Origin of the sequence: Burkholderia sp. AU31652 (assembly GCF_002223155.1) — a bacterium.
Lineage (GTDB): Bacteria > Pseudomonadota > Gammaproteobacteria > Burkholderiales > Burkholderiaceae > Burkholderia.
The window spans coordinates 72950-99693 of sequence record NZ_NKFG01000002.1; the positions used below are offsets into that span (position 1 = coordinate 72950).

General features: G+C 67.9%; 28 protein-coding genes and 1 riboswitch. Of the genes, 24 read left to right on the plus strand and 4 right to left on the minus strand.

Features of this window, described 5'->3' with window-relative positions; translation table 11 throughout:
• The first annotated feature begins 5 nt into the window (after positions 1-5).
• The 3 genes from CFB40_RS01805 to thpR all read left to right on the plus strand — a co-directional run bounded on the left by CFB40_RS01805 (position 6) and on the right by thpR (position 3317).
• Complete coding sequence (locus tag CFB40_RS01805; protein WP_089430502.1) at positions 6-1064, plus strand: phytanoyl-CoA dioxygenase family protein; 1059 nt, start codon at positions 6-8, stop codon at positions 1062-1064.
• A gap of 187 nt (positions 1065-1251) precedes the next feature.
• Positions 1252-2742, plus strand: coding sequence for an alanine/glycine:cation symporter family protein (locus CFB40_RS01810; RefSeq protein WP_089424324.1), 1491 nt, complete (start codon positions 1252-1254; stop codon positions 2740-2742).
• Positions 2739-3317: an RNA 2',3'-cyclic phosphodiesterase gene (gene thpR / locus CFB40_RS01815; RefSeq protein WP_089430503.1), complete on the plus strand. Its 579-nt coding sequence runs from the start codon at positions 2739-2741 to the stop codon at positions 3315-3317. Before CFB40_RS01810 ends, thpR begins: the two co-directional genes overlap by 4 nt.
• Before the next feature lie 96 nt (positions 3318-3413).
• On the opposite strand, the gene CFB40_RS01820 is transcribed toward thpR, so the two are convergent.
• The 4 genes from CFB40_RS01820 to CFB40_RS01835 form a co-directional block, all read right to left on the minus strand.
• The gene (locus CFB40_RS01820; RefSeq protein WP_089430504.1) at positions 3414-4730 is read right to left on the minus strand and encodes a D-amino acid dehydrogenase; all 1317 of its coding nucleotides are present in this window, start codon (positions 4728-4730) and stop codon (positions 3414-3416) included.
• Positions 4731-4755: 25 nt separating this feature from the next.
• Positions 4756-6018, minus strand: a complete 1263-nt coding sequence (locus CFB40_RS01825) for an MFS transporter (RefSeq protein ID WP_089430505.1) — start codon at positions 6016-6018, stop codon at positions 4756-4758.
• A gap of 233 nt (positions 6019-6251) precedes the next feature.
• Positions 6252-7028: an SDR family NAD(P)-dependent oxidoreductase gene (locus tag CFB40_RS01830; RefSeq protein WP_089430506.1), complete on the minus strand. Its 777-nt coding sequence runs from the start codon at positions 7026-7028 to the stop codon at positions 6252-6254.
• On the minus strand, positions 7025-8794 hold the full coding sequence (locus tag CFB40_RS01835; protein WP_089424329.1) for an ABC transporter ATP-binding protein/permease: 1770 nt from the start codon (positions 8792-8794) through the stop codon (positions 7025-7027). The genes CFB40_RS01830 and CFB40_RS01835 overlap by 4 nt, the downstream gene beginning before the upstream one ends.
• Before the next feature lie 269 nt (positions 8795-9063).
• Positions 9064-9187, plus strand: a riboswitch (TPP riboswitch).
• A 225-nt stretch (positions 9188-9412) separates the two neighbouring features.
• Here CFB40_RS01835 and CFB40_RS01845 point away from each other — a divergent pair.
• The 21 genes from CFB40_RS01845 to hisA all read left to right on the plus strand — a co-directional run bounded on the left by CFB40_RS01845 (position 9413) and on the right by hisA (position 26744).
• Complete coding sequence (locus CFB40_RS01845; protein WP_089430507.1) at positions 9413-10549, plus strand: FAD-dependent oxidoreductase; 1137 nt, start codon at positions 9413-9415, stop codon at positions 10547-10549.
• A gap of 32 nt (positions 10550-10581) precedes the next feature.
• Positions 10582-10779 carry a sulfur carrier protein ThiS gene (thiS, locus tag CFB40_RS01850; RefSeq protein WP_011350713.1) on the plus strand — a complete coding sequence of 66 codons (198 nt, stop codon included), beginning with the start codon at positions 10582-10584 and terminating at the stop codon, positions 10777-10779.
• 49 nt (positions 10780-10828) lie between these two features.
• Entirely contained in the window at positions 10829-11644 is an 816-nt protein-coding gene (locus CFB40_RS01855) for a thiazole synthase (RefSeq protein WP_039322226.1), read from the plus strand.
• Complete coding sequence (gene thiE / locus CFB40_RS01860; protein WP_089424331.1) at positions 11641-12765, plus strand: thiamine phosphate synthase; 1125 nt, start codon at positions 11641-11643, stop codon at positions 12763-12765. Before CFB40_RS01855 ends, thiE begins: the two co-directional genes overlap by 4 nt.
• An 84-nt stretch (positions 12766-12849) precedes the next feature.
• Entirely contained in the window at positions 12850-13671 is an 822-nt protein-coding gene (locus CFB40_RS01865; protein ID WP_006477138.1) for an ABC transporter ATP-binding protein, read from the plus strand.
• Positions 13668-14435: a lipid asymmetry maintenance ABC transporter permease subunit MlaE gene (gene mlaE, locus CFB40_RS01870; RefSeq protein ID WP_006486220.1), complete on the plus strand. Its 768-nt coding sequence runs from the start codon at positions 13668-13670 to the stop codon at positions 14433-14435. Before CFB40_RS01865 ends, mlaE begins: the two co-directional genes overlap by 4 nt.
• A gap of 24 nt (positions 14436-14459) precedes the next feature.
• Positions 14460-15014: an outer membrane lipid asymmetry maintenance protein MlaD gene (gene mlaD / locus CFB40_RS01875; RefSeq protein WP_089424332.1), complete on the plus strand. Its 555-nt coding sequence runs from the start codon at positions 14460-14462 to the stop codon at positions 15012-15014.
• Between the two features lie 30 nt (positions 15015-15044).
• The gene (locus CFB40_RS01880; RefSeq protein ID WP_046546273.1) at positions 15045-16010 is read left to right on the plus strand and encodes an MlaA family lipoprotein; all 966 of its coding nucleotides are present in this window, start codon (positions 15045-15047) and stop codon (positions 16008-16010) included.
• A gap of 111 nt (positions 16011-16121) precedes the next feature.
• Positions 16122-16751 (plus strand): MlaC/ttg2D family ABC transporter substrate-binding protein, encoded by a 630-nt coding sequence (locus tag CFB40_RS01885; protein ID WP_050013177.1) that lies wholly within the window; start codon positions 16122-16124, stop codon positions 16749-16751.
• A complete protein-coding gene (locus tag CFB40_RS01890) occupies positions 16748-17023 on the plus strand; it encodes an STAS domain-containing protein (RefSeq protein WP_089424333.1) in 276 nt (91 codons plus the stop codon). The genes CFB40_RS01885 and CFB40_RS01890 overlap by 4 nt, the downstream gene beginning before the upstream one ends.
• A gap of 192 nt (positions 17024-17215) precedes the next feature.
• On the plus strand, positions 17216-18142 hold the full coding sequence (locus tag CFB40_RS01895; protein WP_011350722.1) for an ABC transporter ATP-binding protein: 927 nt from the start codon (positions 17216-17218) through the stop codon (positions 18140-18142).
• Entirely contained in the window at positions 18139-18978 is an 840-nt protein-coding gene (locus tag CFB40_RS01900; RefSeq protein ID WP_226207856.1) for an ABC transporter permease, read from the plus strand. The genes CFB40_RS01895 and CFB40_RS01900 overlap by 4 nt, the downstream gene beginning before the upstream one ends.
• A 55-nt stretch (positions 18979-19033) precedes the next feature.
• Positions 19034-19273 carry a BolA family protein gene (locus CFB40_RS01905; RefSeq protein WP_006477131.1) on the plus strand — a complete coding sequence of 80 codons (240 nt, stop codon included), beginning with the start codon at positions 19034-19036 and terminating at the stop codon, positions 19271-19273.
• Positions 19274-19287: 14 nt separating this feature from the next.
• On the plus strand, positions 19288-20637 hold the full coding sequence (gene murA / locus CFB40_RS01910) for a UDP-N-acetylglucosamine 1-carboxyvinyltransferase (RefSeq protein WP_069246963.1): 1350 nt from the start codon (positions 19288-19290) through the stop codon (positions 20635-20637).
• Entirely contained in the window at positions 20634-21287 is a 654-nt protein-coding gene (gene hisG, locus CFB40_RS01915) for an ATP phosphoribosyltransferase (RefSeq protein ID WP_011350725.1), read from the plus strand. The genes murA and hisG overlap by 4 nt, the downstream gene beginning before the upstream one ends.
• Positions 21288-21311: 24 nt before the next feature.
• Positions 21312-22628 (plus strand): histidinol dehydrogenase, encoded by a 1317-nt coding sequence (gene hisD, locus CFB40_RS01920; protein WP_089424335.1) that lies wholly within the window; start codon positions 21312-21314, stop codon positions 22626-22628.
• Positions 22629-22772: 144 nt separating this feature from the next.
• Positions 22773-23846 (plus strand): histidinol-phosphate transaminase, encoded by a 1074-nt coding sequence (gene hisC / locus CFB40_RS01925; RefSeq protein WP_089430508.1) that lies wholly within the window; start codon positions 22773-22775, stop codon positions 23844-23846.
• 65 nt (positions 23847-23911) lie between these two features.
• Positions 23912-24499 carry an imidazoleglycerol-phosphate dehydratase HisB gene (gene hisB / locus CFB40_RS01930; RefSeq protein WP_011350728.1) on the plus strand — a complete coding sequence of 196 codons (588 nt, stop codon included), beginning with the start codon at positions 23912-23914 and terminating at the stop codon, positions 24497-24499.
• Positions 24500-24565: 66 nt separating this feature from the next.
• Entirely contained in the window at positions 24566-25186 is a 621-nt protein-coding gene (locus CFB40_RS01935) for a YchE family NAAT transporter (RefSeq protein ID WP_039366649.1), read from the plus strand.
• Positions 25183-25824, plus strand: a complete 642-nt coding sequence (gene hisH / locus CFB40_RS01940; RefSeq protein WP_089430509.1) for an imidazole glycerol phosphate synthase subunit HisH — start codon at positions 25183-25185, stop codon at positions 25822-25824. Before CFB40_RS01935 ends, hisH begins: the two co-directional genes overlap by 4 nt.
• Positions 25825-25988: 164 nt before the next feature.
• A complete protein-coding gene (hisA, locus tag CFB40_RS01945) occupies positions 25989-26744 on the plus strand; it encodes a 1-(5-phosphoribosyl)-5-[(5-phosphoribosylamino)methylideneamino]imidazole-4-carboxamide isomerase (protein WP_089424338.1) in 756 nt (251 codons plus the stop codon).

The window sequence follows — 26744 nt, forward strand, 5'->3', positions numbered from 1 at the left end:
TTTTTATGCGTGCGCCGGATGGCCGTTGCCGCTTAACATGCGCGAATCAGGGTTCGGGCGTTGGCCGGGCGACGGTCGAAGCCTGTTTCAGCCACGAACGTATCGCGCAGTCCATGTCTCGAGAAACCGCCCCGGAAATCACCCGACCGTGCTTGACGGACGACGGCCAGCGCGTCCGGCTGGACGAGGTCGTCGCGCTGCTGCTTTCGTTCGGCCGCGGTCTTCACGTCGAGGATCACGCATTCGTCGGACGGCAGCGGCCGATCGAAATCGAGCAACACATTGCCGACGCGATCCACGCCCGGGTGGCGCTCGAGGGCTTCGCCCAGTTCACCCCGAGCGACGACGTGCGGGGCACCCTTCCGCTCGCGGCGATGCGCGACATGGTGACGAGCCTCGTGCAGGCCGGCATTCCGCCGGTGTTCGCGTTCGTGTGCGACGAATTCTGGCTCACGTACTGGCGGTTGCACCGGATCGTCCAGGCGGCGCTGGGTGCCGACACCTACCAGTTGATGCCGGATTTCTGGGTATGGCACGTCCGCGCGAACGCGGGGCAGGCCGGCTGGAGCATGCATCGCGATGCGGGGGCGAGATCGCTGCTGCCGGACGGGCGCGCCGGCGCGCTGTCGCTGTGGATCCCGCTGACGCCCGTCGATTCGTCCACCGGTTGCGTGATGCTGCTGCCGAAGCATCGCGATCCCGACTATGGAACGGATCGCGTGTCGCAGGCCGAATTCGACGTGCGGGACATCCGCGCGCTTCCCGGGCTCGCCGGCGACCTGATGATGTGGAGCCAGGCCGTGCTGCACTGGGGCAGCCGCGGCAGCCCGCTGTCGGACCTGCCGCGGATCAGCATGTCGATGGGCGTGCAGGTCGACAGCCTGGGCCCGCTGAATCCGCCGCTGCTGAAATCCGACGTGTTGCCGGATGCCGGATGCCGGATTGCGGCTCGAACTGATCGCCAAGCAGATCCTGCAGTACGAGCGATTCGCGTCGATCGAACCTGCCTGGGCGCATTTTGCGCGCGTCTTGCTCGCCAGCGGATTGTCCGGGCTGGTCTTTGATGTTCCGGCCGAATGGCGGCCTCGCTGACGCAACGAAGCGTGCCCGCGTCGTTCGGACAGGAGACCGCGAATAACCCGCTGATATCTTTCATTTTGTAATGTTCCTTGCGAACTGTCATATCATGTCGCCCCTCGGGCCGCATTCGCGGTGGCTGCATGTGACTGACCCTATTTACAAGGACTCTGGATGGAAGCACTCGTGCAAGGGCTGATCGACGCCGTCAACGGCGTGTTGTGGAACTACGTGCTGATCGCGCTGCTGCTCGGCGTGGGCCTGTGGTTCACGCTGCGGTTCCGGATGATCCAGTTGAAGGCGCTGTTGCTCAGCGTGAAGCTGGTCGGCAGCAAGGGCGAGCCGGGCAGCATCTCGTCGTTCCAGGCGTTCGCGACCGGGCTCGCGAGCCGCGTCGGCACCGGCAACATCGCCGGCGTCGCGGTCGCGCTGACCGTCGGCGGGCCGGGCGCGATCTTCTGGATGTGGATGACGGCGCTGGTCGGGATGTCGTCCGCGTTCGTCGAGGCGACGCTCGCGCAGATCTTCAAGGTGTCGCATCCGGACGGCAGCTATCGCGGCGGCCCCGCGTACTACATCCAGACGGGCCTGCGCTCGCGCGGCTTCGGCGTGCTGTTCTCGCTGTCGCTGATCCTTGCGTTCGGCTTCGTGTTCAATGCGGTGCAGGCCAACGCGATCGCCGATGCGTTCGACACGTCGTTCGGCTGGAGCCGCGCGACGGTCGGTCTAGGGCTCGTGCTGCTGACCGCGCCGATCATCTTCGGCGGGATTCGCCGGATCGCGGCGGTTGCGCAGGTGATCGTGCCGCTGATGGCGATCGGCTACCTCGCGCTGGCGGTCTATGCGGTCGCGACGCATATTGCGCTGGTGCCGGGCGTGATCGCGCTGATCGTGAAGAGCGCGTTCGGTCTCGAACAGGCGGCGGGTGGCCTGACGGGCTATGCGGTCAGCCAGGCGGTCGCGATGGGCGTGAAGCGCGGGCTGTTCTCGAACGAGGCCGGCATGGGCAGCGCGCCGAATGCGGCGGCAACGGCCAGCACGCGGCATCCGGTCGTGCAGGGGCTGATCCAGATGCTCGGCGTGTTCGTCGACACGATCGTGATCTGCAGCGCGACCGCCTTCGTGATCCTGCTGTCGGGCCAGTACGAACTCGGCACCGGCATGGAAGGTGCGGCGCTCACGCAGCGCTCGATCGCGAGCCACGTCGGCGACTGGGGCGGCATCTACATGGCGTTCGCGATCTTCTTCTTCGCGTACTCGTCGGTGATCGGCAACTACGCGTATGCGGAAGGCAACGTCGAGTTCATCACGAAGCGGCGCGGCGTGCTGCCGCTGTTCCGCGTCGCGGTGCTCGCGATGGTGATGTTCGGCAGCGTCGGGCAACTGCCGCTCGTGTGGGCGATGGCCGATACGAGCATGGGGCTGATGGCGATCATCAACCTGATCGCGATCCTCGCGCTCGGCAAGTACGCGCACGCGGCCTGGCGCGACTATCGCCGCCAGCGCGCGGCAGGCGTGGCCGATCCGGTGTTCACGCGCAACACGATTCCGGAGCTCGCGAACGTGCTGCCGACCGACGTGTGGGGCGAGCATGGCCCGCTGCCGCAACGTCCGGCCGCGGCTGATCCGGCGCGCGCGCCGCGCGCGGTGGCGAGCGAGTCATGAACGGCGACCGGCTGCGCGTGTTCGTCGCGCTGATGCCCGATGCGGCATCGCGCGACGCGCTGCACGCGTTGCCGGTTACCCGGGGCGCGCGGCGTCCGCTGCCCGCGCAACTGCATGTGACGCTCGCGTTCGTCGGCGCGATCGAACGGGCGTGTTGCGACGCGCTGGCCGCGTGCCTGCCGGCGCTCGCGGCCGCGCATGCACTGCCGTTGATGCCGGTCGAACGGATCGCGTGGTGGCCGAGCCTGCCGCGCGCGCGGCTGATCGTCGCCGAGCTGGCCGCCGAACCGGCGTGCGCGGCGTTGAATGTCGCGCTGTCGGCGAAGCTGCGCGAACTCGGCGTGCCGGCTGACCGGCGGCAGTTCCGCCCGCACGTGACGCTCGCGCGGCTGCCGCACGATGCGGTCGGGCAGCCGGCGCACGGCGGTGCGGTGAAGCGGCCGGTCGCGCTGCGGTTCGACGCGCTCACGCTGTTCGAAAGCCGGCTGTCGCACGAAGGCGTGTCGCATCGGCCGATCGTGTCGGCGCCGATTGCGCGGGCGGACGGTGAGGCGGGCGGCCAGGCGGCGCAGTGAGCGGCTTGTGAGCCGCGTTGTGATTGCCGGCCGCCATGTGTATCGCGTCAGCGCATCGCGTCGACGATATCGTCGGGCCTACCGGGCCTACCGGGCCTACCGGACGTAGCGCGCGAGCGTCAACCCCGACAGATCGATCTCCGGTTCTCGCCCCGTGACGAGATCCGCCACCACCTTCCCCGAACCCATCGACATCGCCCAGCCCGTCGAGCCGTGGCCGACGTTCAGCCAGAGTCCGTCGATCCCGCTCGCGCCCAGCAGCGGCGGCCCGTCGGGCGTCATCGGCCGGCGGCCGACCCAGAAGCGCGCCGACGCCCGATCGGCCGCGTGCGGGAACCAGTCGTCGAGCACCTTCATCAGCGTATCGAGCGCCTGCTGGCGCAGCGCGGCGTGCCGGTTGCCGAGTTCCGCGGTACCCGCGACGCGCAGCGTCGGGCCGAAACGCGTGATCGCCGTCTTCAGCGATTCGTCCATCAGCGCGGCGTGTGGCGATTTTTCGTCGTCGACGACGGCGAGCGTCGCCGAGTAGCCCTTCACCGGATACAGCGGTACGTCGATGCCATGCGGCCGCAGCAGGCCGGCGCTGTCGACACCGAGCGCGACGACGATCGCATCGGCGGCGAGCCGCACGTCGCGGTGCTGGCCGCCGGGGTTCGATGCGCGCGGATTCGGTCCGCCATCCTCGTCGCCGGTGCCGACGATCCGCACGCCGCGCACCCGGCCGGCTTCAACGTCGAGCGCCCGCACTTCCGTGCGAAAGCGGAACGTCACGCCGCTGGCTTCGCACAGTGCCCGCAGTTCGCGCGTGAAGCGTGCGCAGTCGCCGGCTTCGTCGTCGGGCAGGTAGATGCCGCCGACGGGCGCCTGCCGCGCCCAGCGCAGGCCCGGCTCGATCGCCGTGCAGCCGGCCGCGTCGAGTTCGCGGAACGCGATGCCGGCGTCGCGCAGCACCTTCAACGCGGGCTGCACCATCTCGACGTCGAACGCGCCGCGCAGCAGTTGCAGATAGCCGCGGCTCGCGCCGTAGTCGAACGGATGGCGGTCGCGAAACGCGTGCAGGCACGCGCGGCTGTAATACGCGATGCGTTGCATCCGCTGCTTGTTCACGCGGAACCGCTCGAATTCGCATTCGCGCAGCCAGCGCGCGATCCAGCGCCACTGCGCGGCGTCGAGCGTCGGCCGGAAGATCAGCGGCGAAGCGGGCTTGAACAGGTACTTGAGGATCTTGCCGGGCATCCCGGGCGCGGCCCACGGCGTCACGTAGCCGGGGGCGATCACGCCCGCGTTGCCGAGGCTCGTCGCCTGCGCGACATCGGCTTCGCGTTCGATCACGGTGACGTCGCAGCCTGCTTCGCGCAGGTGCCAGGCCGTGGTGACGCCGATCACGCCGGCGCCGAGAACGATCACATGCATGCGGTTTCCCGAACGAAGAAGTCGCTCACGACGCGACGGCAGGATCGTCGACGAGCGACTTGCCGCGCGTTTCCGGCAGCACGAGCGCGGCGACGATCACGAGCAGGTAGCCGCCGCCGGCCACGAGGCCGATCGCCTTTACGAGCGACATCGACTGCGACAGCGCGCCGACGAGAATCGGGAAGAACGAGCCGAGCCCGCGCCCGAGGTTGTAGCAGAAGCCCTGGCCCGAGCCGCGGATCGCGCCCGGATACAGCTCCGATAGATAAGCGCCGACGCCCGCGAAGATCCCCTGCACGACGATGCCGAGCGGGAAGCCGAGCAGCAGCATCGCGGTGTCGGTGATCGGCAGCATCGTGTACGCCATGCCGAGCGAGAACGAGCCGATCGCGAACAGGATGAACGACGCGCGGCGGCCGAGCCGGTCGGACAGGATCGCGCCGACCACATAGCCGACGAACGAGCCGACGATCAGCACGACGAGATAGCCGCTCGTGTTGAACACCGACAAGTGGCGGACGGTTTTCAGGTAGGTGGGCAGCCACGTCGTGATCGCGTAGTAGCCGCCGAGCATCCCGGTGCACAGCGCGCTGCCGAACAGCGTCGCGCGCAGGTGCGGCGGCGAGAAGATCTCGAGGAAGTGGCCCGACACGCGGCCTTCGTCGCGCGCGCGGCGGGTGGCCGTGTAGATGTCCGGATCGCTGACGTTGCGGCGGATGTACAGGATCCACAGCGCGGGCAGGATGCCGATCCAGAAGCACGCGCGCCATGCGACCTGCTCGGGCAGCAGCGCGAAGAACGCCCAGTAGAGGATCGCGGCCGCGCCCCAGCCGAACGACCAGCTGCTCTGCACGGTGCCGACCGCTTTCCCGCGATGCTCGGGCGAGCGGATCGTCTCGGCCATCATGATCGTCACGACCGACCATTCGCCGCCGAAGCCGAAGCCCTGCAGCGTGCGCGTCGCGAGCAGCTGCCAGAACGAATGGGTGAAGCCGGACAGGCAGGTGAACAGCGCGAACGTCGCGATCGTCCACTGCAGCACGCGTACGCGGCCGTAGCGGTCGGCAAGGATGCCGGCGACCCAGCCGCCGAGCGCCGACGAGATCAGCGAGCTCGTCGCGATCATCCCGGCCTCGCTCTTCGTCATGCCCCAGGTGGCGATCAGCGTCGGAATCAGGAACGAATAGATCATGAAGTCGAACGCATCGACCGCGTAGCCGCCGAAGCCGGCGTACAGCGTCCTGCGCTCGCGCGTCGACAGCTCGTTGAACCATTGGAATGCCTGCATGCTTGCCGCCCCCTCTTTTGTCTCGTCTCGCGCTGCCGTCTGGCGGCTATTTTACGGGCGGGATGCGGGGTGCCAAAAAGGTGAGTGCCGGTGCGTGGCGGCGCGGTGAACGGCGAGGGCGGAGGGTGTTCGTCCGGGGAACGCGTGATGGCCGATCCGATCGCGCCTGGGCGACAGGCATGCCCGGGCAACGGCGACGGTCCACGCGCCGGCACGGCGCGCAGGCACGTGCTTCAGAGCGTCAGGCCACCGTCGACATGCACGACCTGCCCGGTGATCTGCCGCGCGGCGTCCGACAGCAGGAACGCGATCAGCGCGGCCACATCGTCGGGTTCGGCGATCCGGCCGAGCGGTGTCGCCTGTTCGGCCTGCGCCCATGCGGCGGCATTGCCGGCGCTCGGCCCGTGGTCCTTGCGCGTGAAGCCGGGCGCGACCGCGTTGACGGTGATGCCGCGGGCGGCGAATTCGGCGGCGGCGGAGCGCACGAGCGATTCGAGCGCGGCCTTCGCCGCGGCGGTGGCCGCGAACGGCGCGTCGGCGCGGTAGCGGTGCGCGACGAACGAGCTGACCGCGACGATCCGCGGCGCAACCGACGCTTCGAGCAGCGGCCGCGCGCGGCCCGCGAGCGCGGAGAACGCGCCGGGCATCGCCGCGAAGGCCGACGCGAGCGCATCCGCGGAAAGACCGGAAAAGGATTGCCGCGCGGCGAAGCCGGCATTGGCGACGAGATGATCGAGCCCGCCGAAGTGCGTGGCGGTCGCCTCGACGAGCGACGCGGCGACGCCCGGCTCACCGAGATCGCCGGTAAGCGTGACGCACGCCGCGCCGGCCGCCGTGCATGAGCGAGCAACTTCGGTGAGCCGGGCGCGCGCCGCTTCGTCCGCGCCGCGCGCGTGCAGCGCCAGCGCGATACCGGGTGCCGCAAGCCGCCGCGCGAGCGCCGCGCCGATCCCGGAACCCGCGCCGGTGATCAGCGCGATCCGTGCGGTGTGCGCGGCGCGTGCGCTCAAGCCGCGACCTTGTCGCTGTCGTTCACGCGCTCGACGTTGATCGTGCCGACGTGGAACGCGGCCAGCGATTCGCGGTGCGCGATGCTGACGATCGCGGCCTTCGGCAGCCGTTCGGCGAACAGGTGGTACAGGCGCGCTTCGTTGTCGGCGTCGAGCGCGCTGGTCGCTTCGTCGAGGAACAGGAAGTCGGGCTTGTGCAGCAGCACGCGCGCGCCGGCCAGGCGCTGCTGTTCGCCCGGCGACAGCACGCGGGTCCAGTGCGCGGTCTCGTCGAGGCGGTCGACGTAATCCTCGAGGCGGCATGCGCGCAGCGCGTCGCGGCAGGCTTCGTCGCTGAACGCGTCGGCCGTCGCCGGATAGGTGAGCGCGGCCTTCAGCGTGCCGATCGGCAGATAGCTCGTCTGCGGCACGAACATCATCCGCGCGCCGACCGGCGCATCGATCGCGCCGTCGCCGAACGGCCACAGGCCCGCGAGCGCGCGCATGAACGTGCTCTTGCCGGAACCCGACTTGCCGATCACGAGCCAGCGCGAGCCGGGCTCGATCGTGACGCTGCCGATGTTCGCGAGCGCATTGCCGTTCGGCAGCGCGAGCTTGAGCGACGACGTCGACAGTTTCGCGCCGTCGACGTAATGCAGGTTGATGCCGCCGTGCTCGGTCGCGGGCGACAGGCTTTCCTTCAGGTGCGACGTGCTCATCACGCGCTTGAATTCGCGCAGACGGTTGACGGTGGCGCGCCATTCGACGAGGGTCGAATAACTGTTGATGAACCACGAGAACGAATCGCTGACGGTGCCGAACGCGGACGAGATCTGCATCAGCACGCCGAACGAGAACGCACCCGCGAAATAGCGCGGCGCGGCGACGACGAGCGGGAAGATGATCGCGATCTGCCCGTAGAAGCTCAGCACGAACGTGAGCCGCTTCGTGTACTTCATCACGCGCCACCAGTTGTCGCGGATGCGCATGAAGAGGTTTTGCGCGTTGCCGGTCTCGGTCTTCTCGCCGTCGTAGAACGCGATCTGCTCGGCGTTCTCGCGCACGCGGATCAGCCCGAAGCGGAAGTCGGCCTCGACGCGCTGCTGCTGGTAGTTGATCGACACGAGCGGATGGCCGACCTTCTGGATGATCAGCGAGCCGACCACCGCGTACAGCGCGGCCGCCCACACCATGTAGCCGGGAATCGCGATCGGCGTCGCGCCGAGCGAAATCGTCAGCGCGCCGGCGAGCGACCACAGGATCGTGATGAACGACACGAGCGTGACGACCGTCGACAGCAGGTCGAGCGACAGCGCGAGCGTGGTCGTCGCGAACGACTGGAGGTCGTCGGTGATCCGCTGGTCTGGGTTGTCGGCGAGGCGGTCACGCTCGATCCGGTAGAACGCGCGATCGCCGAGCCACTGGCCGAGAAAGCGGTCGGTGAGCCACTGGCGCCAGCGGAAGCCGAGCATCTGCCGCAGGTAGCGGCCGTACACGGCGAGGATGATGAAGGCGAACGCGAGCGCGGAGAACTGCATCAGCAGGTTCGGGAAGTCGTGGACGTCCTTCGACTGCAGCGCGTTGTAGAACTCCGCGTTCCACTTGTTCAGCCGGACGTTGATCCAGACCACGCAGAGGTTGATCGCGATGATCGTGACCAGCAGGCCCCACGCGATTTTCCATTCGGACGATACCCAGTAGGGCTTGATGAGGCTCCATGCGGATACCGGGCGCTCGTCCTGCGGCGCGTCGGAGGCGGAGCGGACGGGATCGATCGATTGGGTCATGTGCTTCCTGATGAGTAGCCGGCGCGCGGGCCGGGCGAAGCCGGGCGCGCGCCGCGATACGGCATGCCGGGACGCGGCGCCGACTGACGGCGGGCGTCCGGATGGTCGCCCGCGCGTCTTAAACGGCACTTAAGGCCGGCGGTGACGCGGCAACCGGCCGCTCGCGCGGCCGGCCTGCGGGCATTGTGCCAGAGCGGCGCGGCACGTCGGCGAATTTGCCGCAAGGGGGACAGTTTGCGGCGCTTTCCGCTTTTATGGTCTAATGGCCGACGACGAAACAGGGGTGCTTCGTGGCGCGGCCGGCAGATGTTCCGGGCAGCGCGATGAGGCTGAGAAAGACCCTTCGCACCCGATCCGGGTAATACCGGCGAGGGAAGTTTCTGATCCCGCCGGGTCGCGCTGGCTGCCATCCCACATGGTCAGCGCCCTTGTCCCGCCCGGCCGGCCTTTGCTGCCGGTTTCGTCCTTTTGGGTACGCGCCTTGCGCGTTACGGAAGGAATGATGACCGCACAATCTTCAGTCTTTTGCATGGTTCCCGGCCCGATGCCGCGTGCGTCCGCATGCGGCGGCGCGTGCGCGTCGACGCTCGTCGTGCGTGCTCGCGCGGAGGGCGCGCGATGAACGCCCGGGATTCCCGACCCGATTTCGCGGTGCTCGGCGGCGGCCTCGTCGGCCGCCTGATCGCCTGGCGGCTCGCGGGCGACGGGCATCGCGTCGCGCTTTACGAGCGCGGCGGCCCGGACGGCGAGCAGTCGGCCGCATGGATCGCGGCCGCGATGCTCGCGCCGCTCGCGGAAGCGGCGAGCGCGGAGCTGCTGATCACCGAGCTGGGCGCCGCGTCGCTCGCGCGCTGGCCGCAGTGGCTCGCGGAACTGCCCGAACCCGTCTTCTTCCAGCAGCACGGCACGCTCGTCGTCTGGCACCACGCCGATCGCGCCGAGGCGCCGCTGTTCGAGCGGCGCGTGCGCGCGAACGCGCCGGCCGACCTGTTCGACCGCGGTTTCGTGACGCTCGCCGGCGCGCAGGTCGACGCGGCCGAGCCCGTGCTCGCGGGCCGCTTCGCGCGCGGCCTGCTGTTGCCGAACGAAGGCCAGCTCGACAATCGCCAGGCGCTGCGCGCGCTCGCGGCCGGCCTCGTCGAGCGCGGCGTCGACCTGCACTGGCACGTCACGATCGACGATGCGAACCTGCCCGCCGCGCATTTCACGATCGATTGTCGCGGGCTCGGCGCGAAATCCGCGCTGCCCGCGTTGCGCGGCATCCGTGGCGAAGTCGCGCGCGTGCGTGCGCCCGGCATCGGGCTCACCCGGCCCGTGCGGCTGCTGCATCCGCGCTACCCGCTGTACATCGCGCCGAAGCAGGACGATCTCTATGTGATCGGCGCGACCGAGGTGGAGGGCGAGGACATGTCGCCCGTCAGCGTGCGCTCCGCGCTCGAACTGCTGAGCGCGGCGTTCTCCGTGCATCCGGCGTTTGGCGAGGCGCGCATCCTCGAACTCAATGCGCAGTGCCGGCCGACGCTGCCCGATCATCGCCCGGCGGTGATCTGGGACGGCGCGTCGACGCTCGCCGTCAACGGCCTGTACCGGCACGGCTTCATGATCGCGCCGGAAGTCGCGCACGCGGCGGTCGCGGTTGCCGAAGCCGCGCTCGGCGGCGCGTTCGGCGATGCCGATGCGTTCGCCGCGTGGCGCGGCGCCGAGCGCTGGCCGACGCTCCTTCATCACTGCAACGACGCGCGCCAGCCGGCCTGACGCGCGCTGCCGACCGAATTCGACGAAGCCCCATGGACATCCAGATCAACCAACAGAACCTGACGTTGCCCGACGGCGCAACGGTGGCCGACGCGCTCGCCGCGTACGGCGCGCGTCCGCCGTACGCGGTCGCGCTGAACGGCAACTTCGTCGCGCGCACGCAGCACGCGGCGCGCGCACTCGCGGCGGGCGACAAGCTCGACGTCGTGCACCCGGTCGCGGGCGGCTGAGCGCCGCCGCGTTGTTCACGCTTCGTCCCCGCTCTTTCAGGAAAACGACATGACGTCCCTCACCTCCGCCGACGCGTTGACGCTGTACGGCGAAACCTTCGCAAGCCGCGTGTTGCTCGGCACGTCGCGCTATCCGTCGCTGCAGTCGCTGTCCGATTCGATCGCCGCGTCGCGTCCCGGGATGGTGACGGTCGCGCTGCGCCGCCAGATGACCGGCGGCACGGCCGAAGCCGGCTTCTTCGACCTGCTCAAGCGCCACGCGGTGCCGCTGCTGCCGAACACGGCCGGCTGCCAGACCGTCGCCGAAGCCGTGACGACCGCGCACATGGCGCGCGAGGTCTTCGACACCGACTGGATCAAGCTCGAACTGATCGGCGACGACTACACGCTGCAGCCCGACCCGGTCGGCCTGATCGAAGCGGCCGCGCAACTGGTCAAGGACGGTTTCAAGGTGCTGCCGTACTGCACCGAGGATCTGGTGATCGGCCGGCGCCTGCTCGACGTCGGCTGCGAGGCGCTGATGCCGTGGGGCGCGCCGATCGGCACGGGCAAGGGCGTCGTGAACCCGTACGGCCTGCGCGTGCTGCGCGAGCGGCTGCCGGACGTGCCGCTGATCGTCGACGCGGGGCTCGGCGTGCCGTCGCATGCGTGCCAGGTGATGGAGTGGGGCTTCGACGGCGTGTTGCTGAACACGGCCGTGTCGCAGGCCACGCATCCCGAGATCATGGCGCGCGCGTTTGCGCAGGGCGTCGAGGCCGGCCGTGCCGCCTATCTTGCCGGGCCGATGGATGCGCGCGAGACCGCCCATGCGAGCACGCCGGTCGTCGGGATGCCGTTCTGGCACCAGGACGGAGGCGGCGCATGAGCGCGCGTTTCGCCGATGCATTCTGGCCGCCGGCCGACGAACTGGCCGAAGCGGCCGAACGGATTCGCGCGCGGCTCGGCGACTGGCCGCGCGGGGCGGCGCCGTGGCGGCTCTGCGTCGCGGTGCCCGATGTGCCGGCCGATGGCGACGTGCTGATCGTCTCGGCTGGCGACCGCGCCGCGCAGGCGCGCGTGTCGGCCGCGTCGCGGCCCGCGGCGCCGGGCGCCGTCGCGATCGAATTCGACGAGCAGGGCGCCGTGTTTCACACGGCGGGCGCGCGTTACGCGCTCGACGCCGCGCATCCGCTCGGGGACGACTGGATCGCCGCGCTCGCGGCGTTCCTCGATTGCGGCTTTGCGTCGATCGACGCGCTGGTGCTGGCGCTGGCCTGGCGCGACGGCGATGAAACCCGCGCCGCCGATGCGTGGCCGGTCGACGCCGCGCGGTTTCCGCGGATCGCCGGGCTGCCGGCCGCGCCCGAACCCGCGTTCGCGCCGTGTCCCGCGCAACTCGGCCTGTATCCGGTCGTGCCGGACGCCGAATGGGTCGAGCGTGTGCTCGATTGCGGCGTGCGAACCGTGCAACTGCGTGTGAAAGGCGCGACGCCGGACACCTTGCGGCGGGAAATCGCCCGCGCGGTCGCGGCCGGGCGCCGCTATTCCGATGCGCGCGTGTTCATCAACGATCACTGGCAGATCGCTGCAGAAGAGGGGGCGTACGGCGTTCATCTGGGCCAGGAGGACCTCGAGACGGCCGATCTGGCCGCGATCGCGCGCGCGGGCCTGCGGCTCGGACTTTCGAGCCACGGTTATTACGAAATGTTGCGGGCATTGCACGAGCACCCGAGCTATCTCGCGCTCGGCCCCGTGTACGCGACCGCGACCAAGGCCGTTGTTGCGCCGCCACAGGGCCTCGCGCGGATCACCCGCTATGCGCGCTTCGCGGGCACCCAGGCGCCGCTCGTCGCGATCGGCGGGGTGGGGCTCGACGCGCTGCCGGGCGTGCTGGCAACGGGCGTCGGCAGTGTCGCGGTCGTCAGTGCGGTGACGGGTGCGACCGACTATCGGGCCGCCATTGCTGCATTGCAGCAATGCTTTCCCGGACAATTTGACAATCGTTGACCGCAGGGCCCGGAACGGCTTCACGACATCATTCCAATGCAGGCCCTATAATTCGGCGTTCTGCGTAAAAGGACTGTCAGCTCCGTGAGCCCCACTCCTACCGAGACACTGCTGGAACTTCGCGACGTCGACTTTGGCTACGGCGACCGCCTCGTCCTGTCCAACCTGAACCTGCGCTTCGGGCGTGGGCAGGTGGTTGCGGTCATGGGCGGGTCGGGTTGCGGCAAGACGACCGTGCTGCGCCTGATCGGCGGCCTTGTGCGCGCGCGCCGCGGCCAGGTGCTGTTCGACGGCGCCGATGTCGGCGCGCAAACGCGCGACGGCCTGTACGCGCTGCGCCGCAAGATGGGCATGCTGTTCCAGTTCGGCGCGCTGTTCACCGACATGTCGGTGTTCGAGAACGTCGCGTTCGCGCTGCGCGAGCACACCGACCTGCCCGAAGACCTGATCCGCGACCTCGTGCTGATGAAGCTCAACGCGGTCGGGCTGCGCGGCGCGCGTGACCTGATGCCGTCCGAGGTGTCGGGCGGGATGGCGCGCCGCATCGCACTGGCACGCGCGATCGCGCTCGATCCGCAGCTCATCATGTACGACGAGCCGTTCGCGGGCCTCGATCCGATCTCGCTCGGCATCACCGCGAACCTGATCCGCACGCTGAACCAGGCGCTGGGCGCCACGTCGATCCTCGTCACGCACGACGTGCCGGAATCGTTCGCGATCGCCGACTACGTGTATTTCCTGGCCAACGGCGGCGTGCTCGCGCAGGGCACGCCCGACGAGCTGCGCGCGTCGACCGATCCGAGCGTGCGGCAGTTCATCGACGGCGCGCCGGACGGCCCGTTCAAATTTCATTACACGAGCCCGCCGCTCGCAGCGGATTTCGGCCTCGGCGGAGGGCGCGCATGATCAGCGCGATCGGACGTTACGTCATCGGCGGTCTCGAACGCGCGGGCTACGGCACGCGGCTGTTCGTGCGCCTCGTGCTGGAATTCTTCCCGCTGCTGCGCCGGCCGCGGCTGGTCACGAAGCAGATCCACTTCCTCGGCAACTATTCGTTCGTGATCATTGCCGTGTCGGGGCTGTTCGTCGGCTTCGTGCTCGGCCTGCAGGGCTATTACACGCTGAACCGCTACGGCTCCGAGCAGGCGCTCGGTCTGCTGGTCGCGCTGTCGCTCGTGCGTGAGCTCGGGCCGGTCGTCACCGCGCTGCTGTTCGCGGGACGTGCGGGCACGTCGCTCACGGCCGAGATCGGTCTGATGAAAGCCGGCGAACAGCTCACCGCGCTCGAGATGATGGCGGTGGACCCGATCAAGAACGTGATCGCGCCGCGCATGTGGGCGGGCATCATCGCGATGCCGCTGCTGGCGGCGATCTTCAACGCGGTCGGCGTGCTCGGCGGTTACTTCGTCGGCGTCGTGCTGATCGGCGTCGATCCGGGCGCGTTCTGGTCGCAGATGCAGGGCGGCGTGCAGGTCTGGGCCGACGTCGGCAACGGCGTGATCAAGAGCATCGTGTTCGGGTTCGCCGTGACCTTCATTGCGCTTTATCAAGGGTATGAAGCGAAGCCCACGCCCGAAGGCGTGTCGCGCGCGACCACCAAGACGGTCGTGTTCGCGTCGCTCGCCGTACTCGGCCTCGATTTCCTGCTGACCGCGCTGATGTTCAGCTAAGCCTCAGCCAAGCCAAATTTTGGGATGACGATGAAAAAGACTGCTCTCGACTTCTGGGTCGGCCTGTTCGTGGTGGTGGGCTTCCTTGCGGTGCTGTTCCTGGCGCTCAAGGTCGGCAACATGAGCTCGCTGTCGTTTCAGCCGACCTATTCGGTGAGGATGAAATTCGACAATATCGGCGGGCTGAAGCCGCGCGCGGCCGTGAAGAGCGCGGGCGTCGTGGTCGGCCGCGTGAAGTCGATCGGCTTCGACACGAATACGTACCAGGCGCTTGTCACGATCGATGTCGACGGCCAGTATCAGTTCCCGAAGGATTCGTCGGCGAAGATCCTGACGTCGGGCCTGCTCGGCGAGCAATATATCGGCCTGGATCCGGGCGGTGACACCGAAATGCTGAAGTCGGGCGATACGATCACGATGACGCAATCGGCGATCGTGCTCGAGAACCTGATCGGCCAGTTCCTGTACAGCAAGGCCGCCGATGCGGGCGGGGCGAAGCCGGCAGCCGGTGCCTCGGCCGCCGCGCCCGCACCGGTGGCGGTGCCGGCGTCGGCGGTGTCCGGTTCGGCCGGCCAATAACCACACGAGAGAAAACAAGAGGGAATGACCATGCAGACGATCCGCATCAGGCAGGCCGCGCTGGCGGTAGCGGCAGTCGCCGCGTTGAGCGGCTGCGCGACCGTGCAGACGCCGACCAAGGGCGATCCGCTCGAAGGCTTCAACCGGTCGATGTACAAGTTCAACGACACGGTCGACACGTATGCGCTGAAGCCGGTCGCGAAGGGCTACCAGTACGTGGTGCCGCAGCCGGTGCGCGACAGCGTGACAAACTTCTTCTCGAACATCGGCGACGTCTACATCGCGGCGAACAACATCGTGCAGCTGCGCATTGCCGACGGCGTCGGCGACATCATGCGCGTCGTGATCAACACGGTGTTCGGCGTCGGCGGCCTGTTCGACGTCGCGACGATCGCGAAGCTGCCGAAGCACACGGCCGACTTCGGGATCACGATGGGCCGCTACGGCATGCCGTCGGGCCCGTATCTCGTGCTGCCGCTGCTCGGCCCGAGCACGCTGCGCGACACGGCCGGCCTCGGCGTCGACTACGTCGGCAACCCGCTCACGTACGTGAAGCCGGATGGCCTGAGCTGGGGCCTGTTCGGCGTCAATCTCGTCAACACGCGTTCGAACCTGCTCGGCGCGGGCGACGTGCTGGATGCCGCGGCGCTCGACAAGTATTCGTTCGTCCGTAACGCGTACCTGCAACGCCGCCAGATGCTGATCAGCAACGCGCGCGGCGAGGCGGCCGCGACGTCGAGCAACGATGCGCTGCCGAAGTACGACCTGCCGGAAGACGGCGCGGCACCGGCGGCAGCCGGCGCGGCCGGTGCGGCGGGCGCAGCGGCGGTGGGCGGTGCAACGGCGCCGGCGGGCGCATCGGGCGCGGCGGTGGCCGCGCCGGCTTCGGGCACGGCCGAATCGCCGAACCCGGCCAGCGAGACGAACGTGCCGGCGATGCAGGTGGCGCCGCCGTCGCCGGGCGGGTTCCGGTTCCCGAGCATCCGGCTGCACTGACGGATTTACATTCGTTACAGCCGGAAACGATTCAGTCGGTAGCGTATGCGAACTTGCGCGTAAGCTACCTGCTCCAACCTTCGCATCGACTCATTCATGCAGGCCACTATGATGAAAAAACTGTTCCTGATCCCCGTTTTCGCGGCGCTGTTCTCGTTCGGTAGCGCAGCCCACGCGCAAGTCGACCAGTCGAACCCGCAGGCGCTGATCAAGACGGCGACGCAGCAGGTGCTCGACGAAGTCAAGCAGCAGACGATCAAGCAGGGCGACACCAACCGCATCATCACGATCGTCAACAAGGACATCCTGCCGTACACCGATTTCCGCCGCACCACGCAGCTCGCGATGGGCCGCAACTGGCGCACCGCGACGGCCGAGCAGCAGCAACAGGTTCAGGAGCAGTTCAAGCTGCTGCTGATCCGTACGTACTCGGGCGCGCTGGCGCAGCTGAAGCCGGACCAGCAGATCCAGTACCCGCCGTTCCGTGCCGATCCGGCCGATACCGATGTCGTGGTCAAGACGGTCGCGATGAACAACGGCCAGCCGGTCCAGATCGATTACCGCCTGTACAAGACGGCGAACGGCTGGAAGGTGTATGACCTGAACGTGCTCGGCGCGTGGCTGATCCAGACGTACCAGCAGCAGTTCAACGAGAAGATCCAGCAAAGCGGCGTGGAAGGCCTGATCCAGTTCCTCACGCAGCGCAACCAGCAACTTGCCGCCGGCAAGCAAGCGTCGTGAGCGGCTTTGAAGCCGGCTCCTCGCTGACCGTCGCGAGCGCGAAGTCTGCGCTCGCGGACGGTCTTGCGCGCATCGGCGCGGGCGCGACCGCCGTCGATTGCGCGGCGCTGACGCAGTTCGATTCGTCCGCGCTCGCCGTGCTGCTCGCATGGCAACGTGCCGCCAAAGCGCGCGGCGCGACCCTCGACATCCACAATCTCCCCCCGAAGCTCGCCAGCCTCGCGCGCGCGTACGGCGTCGACGCGCTCATCGACGGCACCGGGCGACATTGACCCTGTCCGACCGGAGCCTGCCGCGCCGCCCGGCGCGCGCAAGCTTCAGGCCGCGTGCCTCCGGCACCGGCTCCCCCAGCCGGTTTGCCCTATAATCAAGCGTTTTGCGGGGCAGCCAATCGGCGTCCGGCCCCCATTTTCATACGCAGCAAGCACAGAATAGGCGTCGCGGCCCTGGCGTCGCGCACAGTCATGTCAGCCATAGAAATCCGTCACGTCAAGAAGCGCTACAAGTCGCTTCAGGCGCTCAAGGGCGTCAGCCTGTCGGTCGAGGAAGGCGAGTTTTTCGGTCTGCTCGGCCCCAACGGCGCAGGCAAAACCACGCTCATCAGTATCCTCGCCGGGCTCGCCCGGGCCGACGAAGGCAGTATCTCGGTGCGTGGTCACGACGTCGTCAAGGACTTCCGTGGCGCGCGCCGCGCACTCGGCGTCGTGCCGCAGGAACTCGTGTTCGATCCGTTCTTCACCGTCCGCGAGACGCTGCGGATCCAGTCCGGCTATTTCGGGCTACGCCGCAACGACGACTGGATCGACGAAGTGATGGCCAATCTCGACCTCACCGAGAAGGCCGACGCGAACATGCGCGCGCTGTCGGGTGGCATGAAGCGCCGCGTGCTGGTCGCGCAGGCGCTCGTGCACCGGCCGCCGGTGATCGTGCTCGACGAACCGACCGCCGGCGTCGACGTCGAACTGCGCCAGACGTTGTGGAAATTCATCTCGCGGCTGAATCGCGAGGGCCACACGATCGTGCTGACCACCCATTACCTCGAGGAAGCCGAGTCGCTGTGCGACCGCATCGCGATGCTGCGCCGTGGCGAAGTGGTTGCGCTCGACCGCACCGACGCGCTGCTGCGCCGCTTCGCGGGGCTGCAGCTGTACCTGCGCCTCGCGACCGGCGCATTGCCGTCCGAGCTGCGCGGGCTGGAGTCCGATCCGGCCGCCCGCGCGCCGGGCGAGCATCTGCTGCGCCTGACGAGCTACGACGATGTCGAGCGTATCCTCGCGCAATGCCGCGCGGCGGGCTGCACGTTCGACGAGATCGAGGTCCGCAAGGCCGACCTCGAAGATGTGTTCGTCCAGGTGATGAACGGAGCAGACGTCATCGAGGGATTGGCATGAATCAACAACCCCCACGCGAACTGCGTTCGCTGCCCCCCGAGGGGGCGCCCGCCACTCTTGGGGCGGCCCGGCGAGTGTCGGGAAGCGGGTTTCAAACGCTGTTCTACAAGGAACTGCTGCGTTTCTGGAAGGTGTCGTTCCAGACGGTGTGCGCACCGATCGTCACGGCGCTGCTGTATCTGACGATCTTCGGCCACGCGCTGTCGGGCCGCGTCGAGGTGTATCCGGGCGTCGAGTACGTGAGCTTTCTCGTGCCGGGCCTCGTGATGATGAGCGTGCTGCAGAACGCGTTCGCGAACAGCTCGTCGTCGCTGATCCAGTCGAAGATCACCGGCAACCTCGTGTTCATGCTGCTGCCGCCGCTGTCGTACCGCGACATCTTCGGCGCGTACGTGCTCGCGTCCGTGGTGCGCGGCCTCGCGGTCGGCGCGGGCGTGTTCGTCGTGACGATCTGGTTTATCCCGATGCATTTCGCGGCGCCGCTGTTCATCATTGCGTTCGCGTTGCTCGGCTCGGCGATCCTCGGCACGCTCGGCCTGATCGCCGGGATCTGGGCCGAGAAGTTCGACCAGCTCGCCGCGTTCCAGAACTTCCTGATCATGCCGCTGACGTTCCTGTCCGGCGTGTTCTATTCGACGCACTCGCTGCCGCCCGTGTGGCGCGAGATCTCGCGTCTCAACCCGTTTTTCTACATGATCGACGGCTTCCGTTTCGGGTTCTTCGGCGCGTCCGACATCAACCCGTTCGCGAGCCTCGCGATCGTCACCGGTTTCTTCGTGCTGCTCGCGCTGATCGCGATGCGGCTGCTCGCGACCGGCTACAAACTGCGTCATTGATATCGACGGCAGCGGCCGCCATCCGGGCGGCGCGCGCCGACAGGAGCCTTACACCATGTTGCCGACTCCCGAACAGGTCAAGCAATACATCGCCGGCGGTCTCGCCTGCACGCATCTGGAAGTCGAAGGCGACGGCCAGCATTTCTTCGCGACGATCGTGTCGGCGGCCTTCGAAGGCAAGCGGCCCATCCAGCGGCACCAGCTCGTCTATGCGGCGCTCGGCGATCGCATGAAACAGGAAATTCACGCGCTCAGCATGAAGACGCTGACGCCCGCCGAATGGCAGAACGCATAAACGGAAATCACTGAGTGCAAGTCACCGTCAACGAGCGCGACGCCGTCCAGAGCGTCGCCACGGCACACCCGGCCGCCAACGGGGAAGCGCATGGCCATGGGATGGACAAGCTCGTGATCGAAGGCGGCCACCGCCTGTCGGGCGAGATCGTCGTGTCGGGCGCGAAGAATGCCGCGCTGCCGATCCTGTGCGCGGGGCTGCTCACCGGTGACCCGGTCGATCTCGACAACGTGCCGAATCTCAAGGACGTGCGGACCACGCTGAAGGTGCTGAACCAGATGGGCGTGAAGAGCGAGACGGACGGCTGCCGCGTGCAGCTCGACGCGTCGCGCGTCGACAACCTCGTCGCGCCGTACGAGCTCGTGAAGACGATGCGTGCGTCGATCCTCGTGCTCGGGCCGCTGCTCGCGCGCTTCGGCGAGGCGAAGGTGTCGCTGCCGGGCGGCTGCGCGATCGGCGCGCGTCCGGTCGACCAGCACATCAAGGGCCTGCAGGCGATGGGCGCCGAGATCAGCATCGAGCACGGCTTCATCGAAGCCCGCGCGAAGCGCCTGAAGGGCGCGCGCATCGTGACCGACATGATCACGGTGACGGGCACGGAAAACCTGCTGATGGCCGCGACGCTCGCCGACGGCGAGACGGTGATCGAAAACGCCGCGCGCGAGCCGGAAGTGAGCGATCTCGCACACTTGCTGGTCGCGATGGGCGCGAAAATCGACGGCATCGGCACCGATCGCCTCGTGATCCAGGGCGTCGAGCGGCTGCACGGCGCGCGCCATTCGGTGATCCCCGACCGCATCGAGGCCGGCACGTTCCTGTGCGCGGTCGCGGCGGCCGGCGGCGACGTGATGCTGACGGGCGTGCGCCCGCACATCCTCGACGCGGTGATCGACAAGCTGCGCGAAGCCGGCGTGTCGATCGAGGAAGGCGACAGCTGGCTGCGCGTGAAGATGGACCGCCGCCCGTCGGCGGTGACGATCCGCACGTCGGAATACCCGGCGTTCCCGACCGACATGCAGGCGCAGTTCATGGCCCTCAATACGGTCGCGACGGGCACCGCGCAAGTCGTCGAAACCATTTTCGAGAACCGTTTCATGCACGTGCAGGAGCTGAACCGGCTCGGCGCGAACATCACGATCGACGGCAACACCGCGCTCGTGACGGGGGTCGAGAAGCTGTCGGGCGCGAACGTGATGGCGACCGACCTGCGCGCGTCGGCGAGCCTCGTGATCGCCGGGCTGCGTGCCGACGGCGAAACGCTGGTCGACCGCATCTATCACCTGGACCGCGGCTACGACCGCATGGAAGCCAAACTGACCGCCGTCGGCGCGAACGTGCGCCGCCTTTCCGGGAGCCAAGCATGACCGCGCCGCTGACCCTTGCCCTGTCGAAGGGCCGGATTTTCGAGGAAACCCTGCCGCTGCTGGCCGCGGCCGGCGTGCAGGTGACCGAGGATCCGGAAACGTCGCGCAAGCTGATCCTGCCGACGACGAACCCCGACCTGCGCGTGATCATCGTGCGCGCGAGCGACGTGCCGACCTATGTCGAATACGGCGCGGCCGACTTCGGCGTGGCCGGCAAGGACGTGCTGGTCGAGCACGGCGGCTCGGGCCTGTACCAGCCGATCGATCTGAACATTGCGCGCTGCCGGATGTCGGTGGCCGTGTCGGCCGGTTTCGACTATGCGAGCGCCGTGCGCCAAGGCGCGCGCCTGCGCGTCGCGACGAAGTACGTCGAAACCGCACGCGAGCACTTTGCCGCGAAGGGCGTGCACGTCGACCTGATCAAGCTGTACGGCTCGATGGAGCTGGCGCCGCTGGTCGGGCTGGCCGACGCGATCGTCGACCTCGTCAGCTCGGGCGGCACGCTGAAGGCGAACAATCTGGTCGAGGTCGAGGAGATCATGGCGATCTCGTCGCGCCTCGTCGTGAACCAGGCTGCGCTGAAGTTGAAGCGCACGGCGCTCAAGCCGATCCTCGACGCGTTCGAACGCGCGTCGCAGAATGGCGGTTGAGCGCATCACCGTAACGGAACTCCCATGTCCATCACCATCCGCAAGCTCGATTCGACGAGCGAAGGCTTCGGCGCCGAGCTGCGCGCGCTGCTCGCATTCGAGGCGAGCGAAGACGCGGCGATCGAGCAATCGGTCGCGCAGATCCTCGCCGACGTGAAGTCGCGCGGCGATGCCGCGGTGCTCGAGTACACGAACCGCTTCGACCGGCTGAGCGCGACGAGCGTCGCCGCGCTGGAGCTGCCGCAGGACGCGCTGCAGACGGCGCTCGACGGCCTCGCGCCGAAGGCGCGCGCGGCGCTGGAAGCCGCTGCCGCGCGGGTGCGTGCGTACCACGAGAAGCAGAAGATCGAGTGCGGCACGCATAGCTGGCAATACACGGAAAGCGACGGCACGGTGCTCGGCCAGAAGATCACGCCGCTCGACCGCGTCGGCCTGTACGTGCCTGGCGGCAAGGCCGCGTATCCGTCGTCGGTGCTGATGAACGCGATTCCCGCGCGCGTCGCGGGCGTCGGCGAGATCGTGATGGTCGTGCCGACGCCGGACGGCGTGAAGAACGACCTCGTGCTCGCCGCGGCGCTGCTCGGCGGCGTCGATCGCGTGTTCACGATCGGCGGTGCGCAGGCGGTCGGCGCGCTCGCATACGGCACGGCGACGGTGCCGGCCGTCGACAAGATCTGCGGCCCCGGCAATGCGTACGTCGCGTCGGCGAAGCGCCGCGTGTTCGGCACGGTCGGCATCGACATGATCGCCGGGCCGTCGGAAATCCTCGTGCTGTGCGACGGCACGACCGACCCGAACTGGGTCGCGATGGACCTGTTCTCGCAGGCCGAGCACGACGAACTCGCGCAATCGATCCTGCTGTGCCCGGACGGTGCGTTCCTCGAGCGCGTCGCAAAGGCGATCGACGAGCTGCTGCCGTCGATGCCGCGCCAGGACGTGATCCGCGCGTCGCTCGAAGGCCGCGGCGCGCTGATCAAGGTGCGCGACATGGCCGAGGCTTGCCGGATCGCGAACGACATCGCGCCCGAGCACCTGGAAATCTCCGCGCTGGAGCCGCAGCAATGGGGCCAGCAGATCCGCCATGCGGGCGCGATCTTCCTCGGCCGCTACACGAGCGAGAGCCTCGGCGACTACTGCGCGGGCCCGAACCACGTGCTGCCGACGTCGCGCACCGCGCGCTTCTCGTCGCCGCTCGGCGTGTACGACTTCATCAAGCGCTCGAGCGTGATCGAAGTCAGCGCGGAAGGTGCGCAGACGCTCGGCGAGATCGCATCCGAGCTCGCGTACGGCGAAGGGCTGCAGGCGCACGCGAAGAGCGCCGAATTCCGGATGAAGAACTGACCGCACGCTGCACGGGGCCGCGGCCGGCGCTGATGTGCCGCCCGGCCTGCCCCCGAAGGTCGGGGCGGGAGACACCAGTGCAGGGCGGCAGCCGCCGCTTTGCCTACCCATTGACGCCGGCGCGACGTACGCCGGCTTGAGACCATGACGACGCCACAAGACATCATCCGCCGCGACGTGCTCGCGATGACGAGCTACCCGGTGCCGGACGCGAGCGGGTTCGTGAAACTCGACGCGATGGAGAACCCGTACCCGCTGCCCGAACCGCTCGCCGCGGCGCTCGGGGAGCGTCTCGCGCAGGTCGCGCTGAACCGCTACCCGGCCCCGCGCCCGGCCGCGCTGCTCGACAAGCTGCGCCATGCGATGGGCGTGCCGGCCGGCTGCGACGTGCTGCTCGGCAACGGTTCGGACGAAATCATCAGCATGATGTCGATGGCCTGTGCGAAGCCGGGCGCGAAGGTGCTCGCGCCGGTGCCAGGGTTCGTGATGTACGAACTGTCCGCGAAGCTCGCGCAGCTCGAATTCGTCGGCGTGCCGCTGAAGGCCGACCTGACGCTCGACGTCGACGCGATGCTTGCGGCGATTGCCGAGCATCGTCCGGCGCTCGTCTATCTCGCGTACCCGAACAACCCGACCGGCACGCTGTACGACGATGCCGACATCGAACGGATCGTCGCGGCCGCACGGCACAGCCTGGTCGTGATCGACGAGGCGTACCAGCCGTTCGCAGTGCGCTCGTGGCTGCCGCGCGCCGCCGAATTCGACAACGTCGTCGTGATGCGCACGGTGTCGAAGCTCGGCCTCGCGGGCATCCGCCTCGGCTATCTGGTCGGGTCGCCCGCATGGCTGACCGAATTCGACAAGGTGCGCCCGCCGTACAACATCAACGTGCTGACCCAGGCGACCGCCGATTTCCTGCTCGACCATCTCGACGTGCTCGACGCGCAGGCGGCCGACCTGCGAGCGGAACGCACGCGTCTCGCACGGGAAGTGGCCGCGCTGCCGGGCACGACGGTGTTCCCGAGCGCCGGCAATTTCCTGCTGGTGCGCGTGCCGGACGCGGCCGCCGTGTTCGACGCGCTGCTCACCGAGCGGGTATTGGTCAAAAACGTGAGTAAAATGCATCCGTTGCTGGCTGATTGTGTGCGGCTGACCGTCGGTTCTCCCGACGAAAACGCGCGCCTGCTGGCCGCTTTGAAACTCGCGCTGCCCGGTTGAGCCTCTCGGCGCCGCAGCGCGAAACGATCAATCCCCATTTACATCGACTCAGTCAAGGAATTGCCATGCGTGTGGCGGAAGTCGTTCGCAATACCAGCGAAACGCAGATCCGTGTGAAGCTCAATCTCGACGGCACGGGCCAGCAGAAGCTGGCCACCGGCGTGCCGTTCCTCGACCATATGCTCGACCAGATCGCGCGACACGGTCTGGTCGATCTCGAGGTTGAAGCGCATGGCGATACGCATATCGACGATCACCACACGGTCGAGGATGTCGGCATCACGCTCGGCCAGGCCGTCGCGAAGGCGATCGGCGACCGCAAGGGCATCCGCCGCTACGGCCATTCGTACGTGCCGCTCGACGAGGCGCTGTCGCGCGTCGTGATCGACTTCTCCGGCCGGCCGGGCCTCGAATTCCACGTGCCGTTCACGCGGGCGCGGATCGGCACGTTCGACGTCGACCTGTCGATCGAATTCTTCCGCGGTTTCGTGAACCACGCGGGCGTCACGCTGCACATCGACAACCTGCGCGGGATCAACGCGCACCATCAGCTCGAAACGGTGTTCAAGGCCTTCGGCCGTGCGCTGCGCGCGGCGGTGGAGCTGGACGAGCGTGCGGCGGGGCAGATCCCGTCGACGAAGGGCAGTCTCTGAACCTGAACTGACCGGACGGCGCGTCAAGGACAACCTCACGGCTTCGGCGCGCGGCGCCGGCTTGCGATGGATCTGCTCAAATCGTTCATATCGCTGCTGGCGCTGATCAATCCGGTCGGCGCGGTGCCGTTCTTCCTGAGCCTGACGGCGCAGCAGACGGATGCCGAGCGGCGGCGCACGATCCGGATCGCGTCGGTGTCGGTGTTCTGCGTGATCACGGTGACGACGCTGCTCGGGCAGCAGATCATCGACTTCTTCGGCATTTCGGTCGGGTCGCTCGAAGTGGGCGGCGGGATCATCATGCTGCTGATGGCGATCAACATGCTGAACGCGCAGATCGGCAACACGCGATCGACGCCGGAGGAGCGCCACGAGGCGGAGCTGAAGGACAACATCGCGGTCGTGCCGCTGGCGATTCCGCTGCTCACGGGCCCCGGCTCGATCAGCACGGTGATCATCTATGCGGCGAACTCGCATCACTGGTATGAGCGGGCCGGACTGGTCGCGATCGGCGCGGTCCTGGCTTTTCTGTGTTTCGTCGCGATGCGGCTCGCCGAGCCGATCGCGAACTGGATCGGCCGCACGGGCATCAACATCGCCACGCGGCTGATGGGTTTGATGCTGTCGGCGCTGGCGGTGGAATTCATCGTCAATGGACTGAGGGCGCTACTGCCTGCACTGAGATGAAAACTTCGATTGCGATTGTGGATTATGGGATGGGCAACCTGCGCTCGGTCGCGCAGGCGCTCAAGAAGGCCGAACCGGCCGCCGACGTGGCGATCGTCGACACGCCGGCCGCGATCCGCGCGGCCGACCGTGTCGTGCTGCCCGGCCAGGGCGCGATGCCCGACTGCATGCGCTGCCTCGGCGAATCGGGGCTGCAGGAGGCCGTGATCGAGGCGTCGCGCACGAAGCCGCTGCTCGGCGTGTGCGTCGGCGAGCAGATGCTGTTCGACTGGAGCGCGGAAGGCGACACGAAGGGTCTCGGCCTGTTGCCCGGCAAGGTCGTGCGTTTCGCGCTCGACGGCCGCCTGCAGGACGACGGCTCGCGCTTCAAGGTGCCGCAGATGGGCTGGAACCGCGTGCGCCAGGCGCAGCCGCACCCGCTGTGGGACGGCGTGCCCGACGACGCGTATTTCTACTTCGTGCACAGTTATTACGTGACGCCGGACAACCCGGCGCATACGGTTGGCGAAACGGCCTACGGCGCGCCGTTTACGTCCGCGGTCGCGCGGGACAACCTCTTCGCGACCCAATTCCACCCGGAGAAAAGCGCGGAGGTCGGGTTGCGTCTGTATCGCAACTTCGTACACTGGAAGCCGTAAAACGTGGTGCGCGAGCCACAGTCGATCTGGCCGAACGGCCTGTCGCACGGCGCGCTCGCGCCTAAGCGCCGAAAGAGTTGTACTAAACTAGCGAGACGGCGCGGTACCGGATTGGCCGGTACGCGCCGGATTCTTTTCTTTTTCCACGACGACACCCGATTGCTATGTTGCTGATTCCGGCCATCGACCTCAAAGACGGTCAGTGTGTGCGCCTCAAACAGGGCGATATGGACCAGGCCACGATTTTTTCCGAGGACCCGGCGGCGATGGCCCGCAAGTGGGTCGATCTCGGCGCCCGGCGGCTCCATCTCGTCGACCTGAACGGCGCGTTCGCCGGCAAGCCGAAGAATCTCGAGGCGATCGAAGCGATCCTCGACGAGGTCGGCGATGAAATTCCCGTCCAGCTCGGCGGCGGCATCCGCAGCCTCGAGACGATCGAGAAGTATCTCGACGCAGGCCTGTCCTACGTGATCATCGGGACGGCCGCCGTGAAGAACCCCGGCTTCCTGCAGGACGCGTGCACCGCGTTCTCCGGCAACATCATCGTCGGCCTGGACGCGAAGGACGGCAAGGTCGCGACCGACGGCTGGAGCAAGCTGACCGGCCACGAAGTGATCGACCTTGCGCGCAAGTTCGAGGACTACGGCGTCGAATCGATCGTCTACACGGACATCGGCCGCGACGGGATGCTGCAGGGCATCAACATCGACGCGACCGTGAAGCTCGCGCAGGCAGTCGGCATCCCCGTGATCGCCAGCGGCGGCCTGTCGAACCTCACGGACATCGAGAACCTGTGCGAAGTCGAGGAGCACGGCGTCGAAGGCGTGATCTGCGGCCGGGCGATCTACTCCGGCGATCTCGATTTCGCGGCCGCGCAAAGGCGCGCGGACGAACTGAACGGCGAACTCGACAACGCGTAA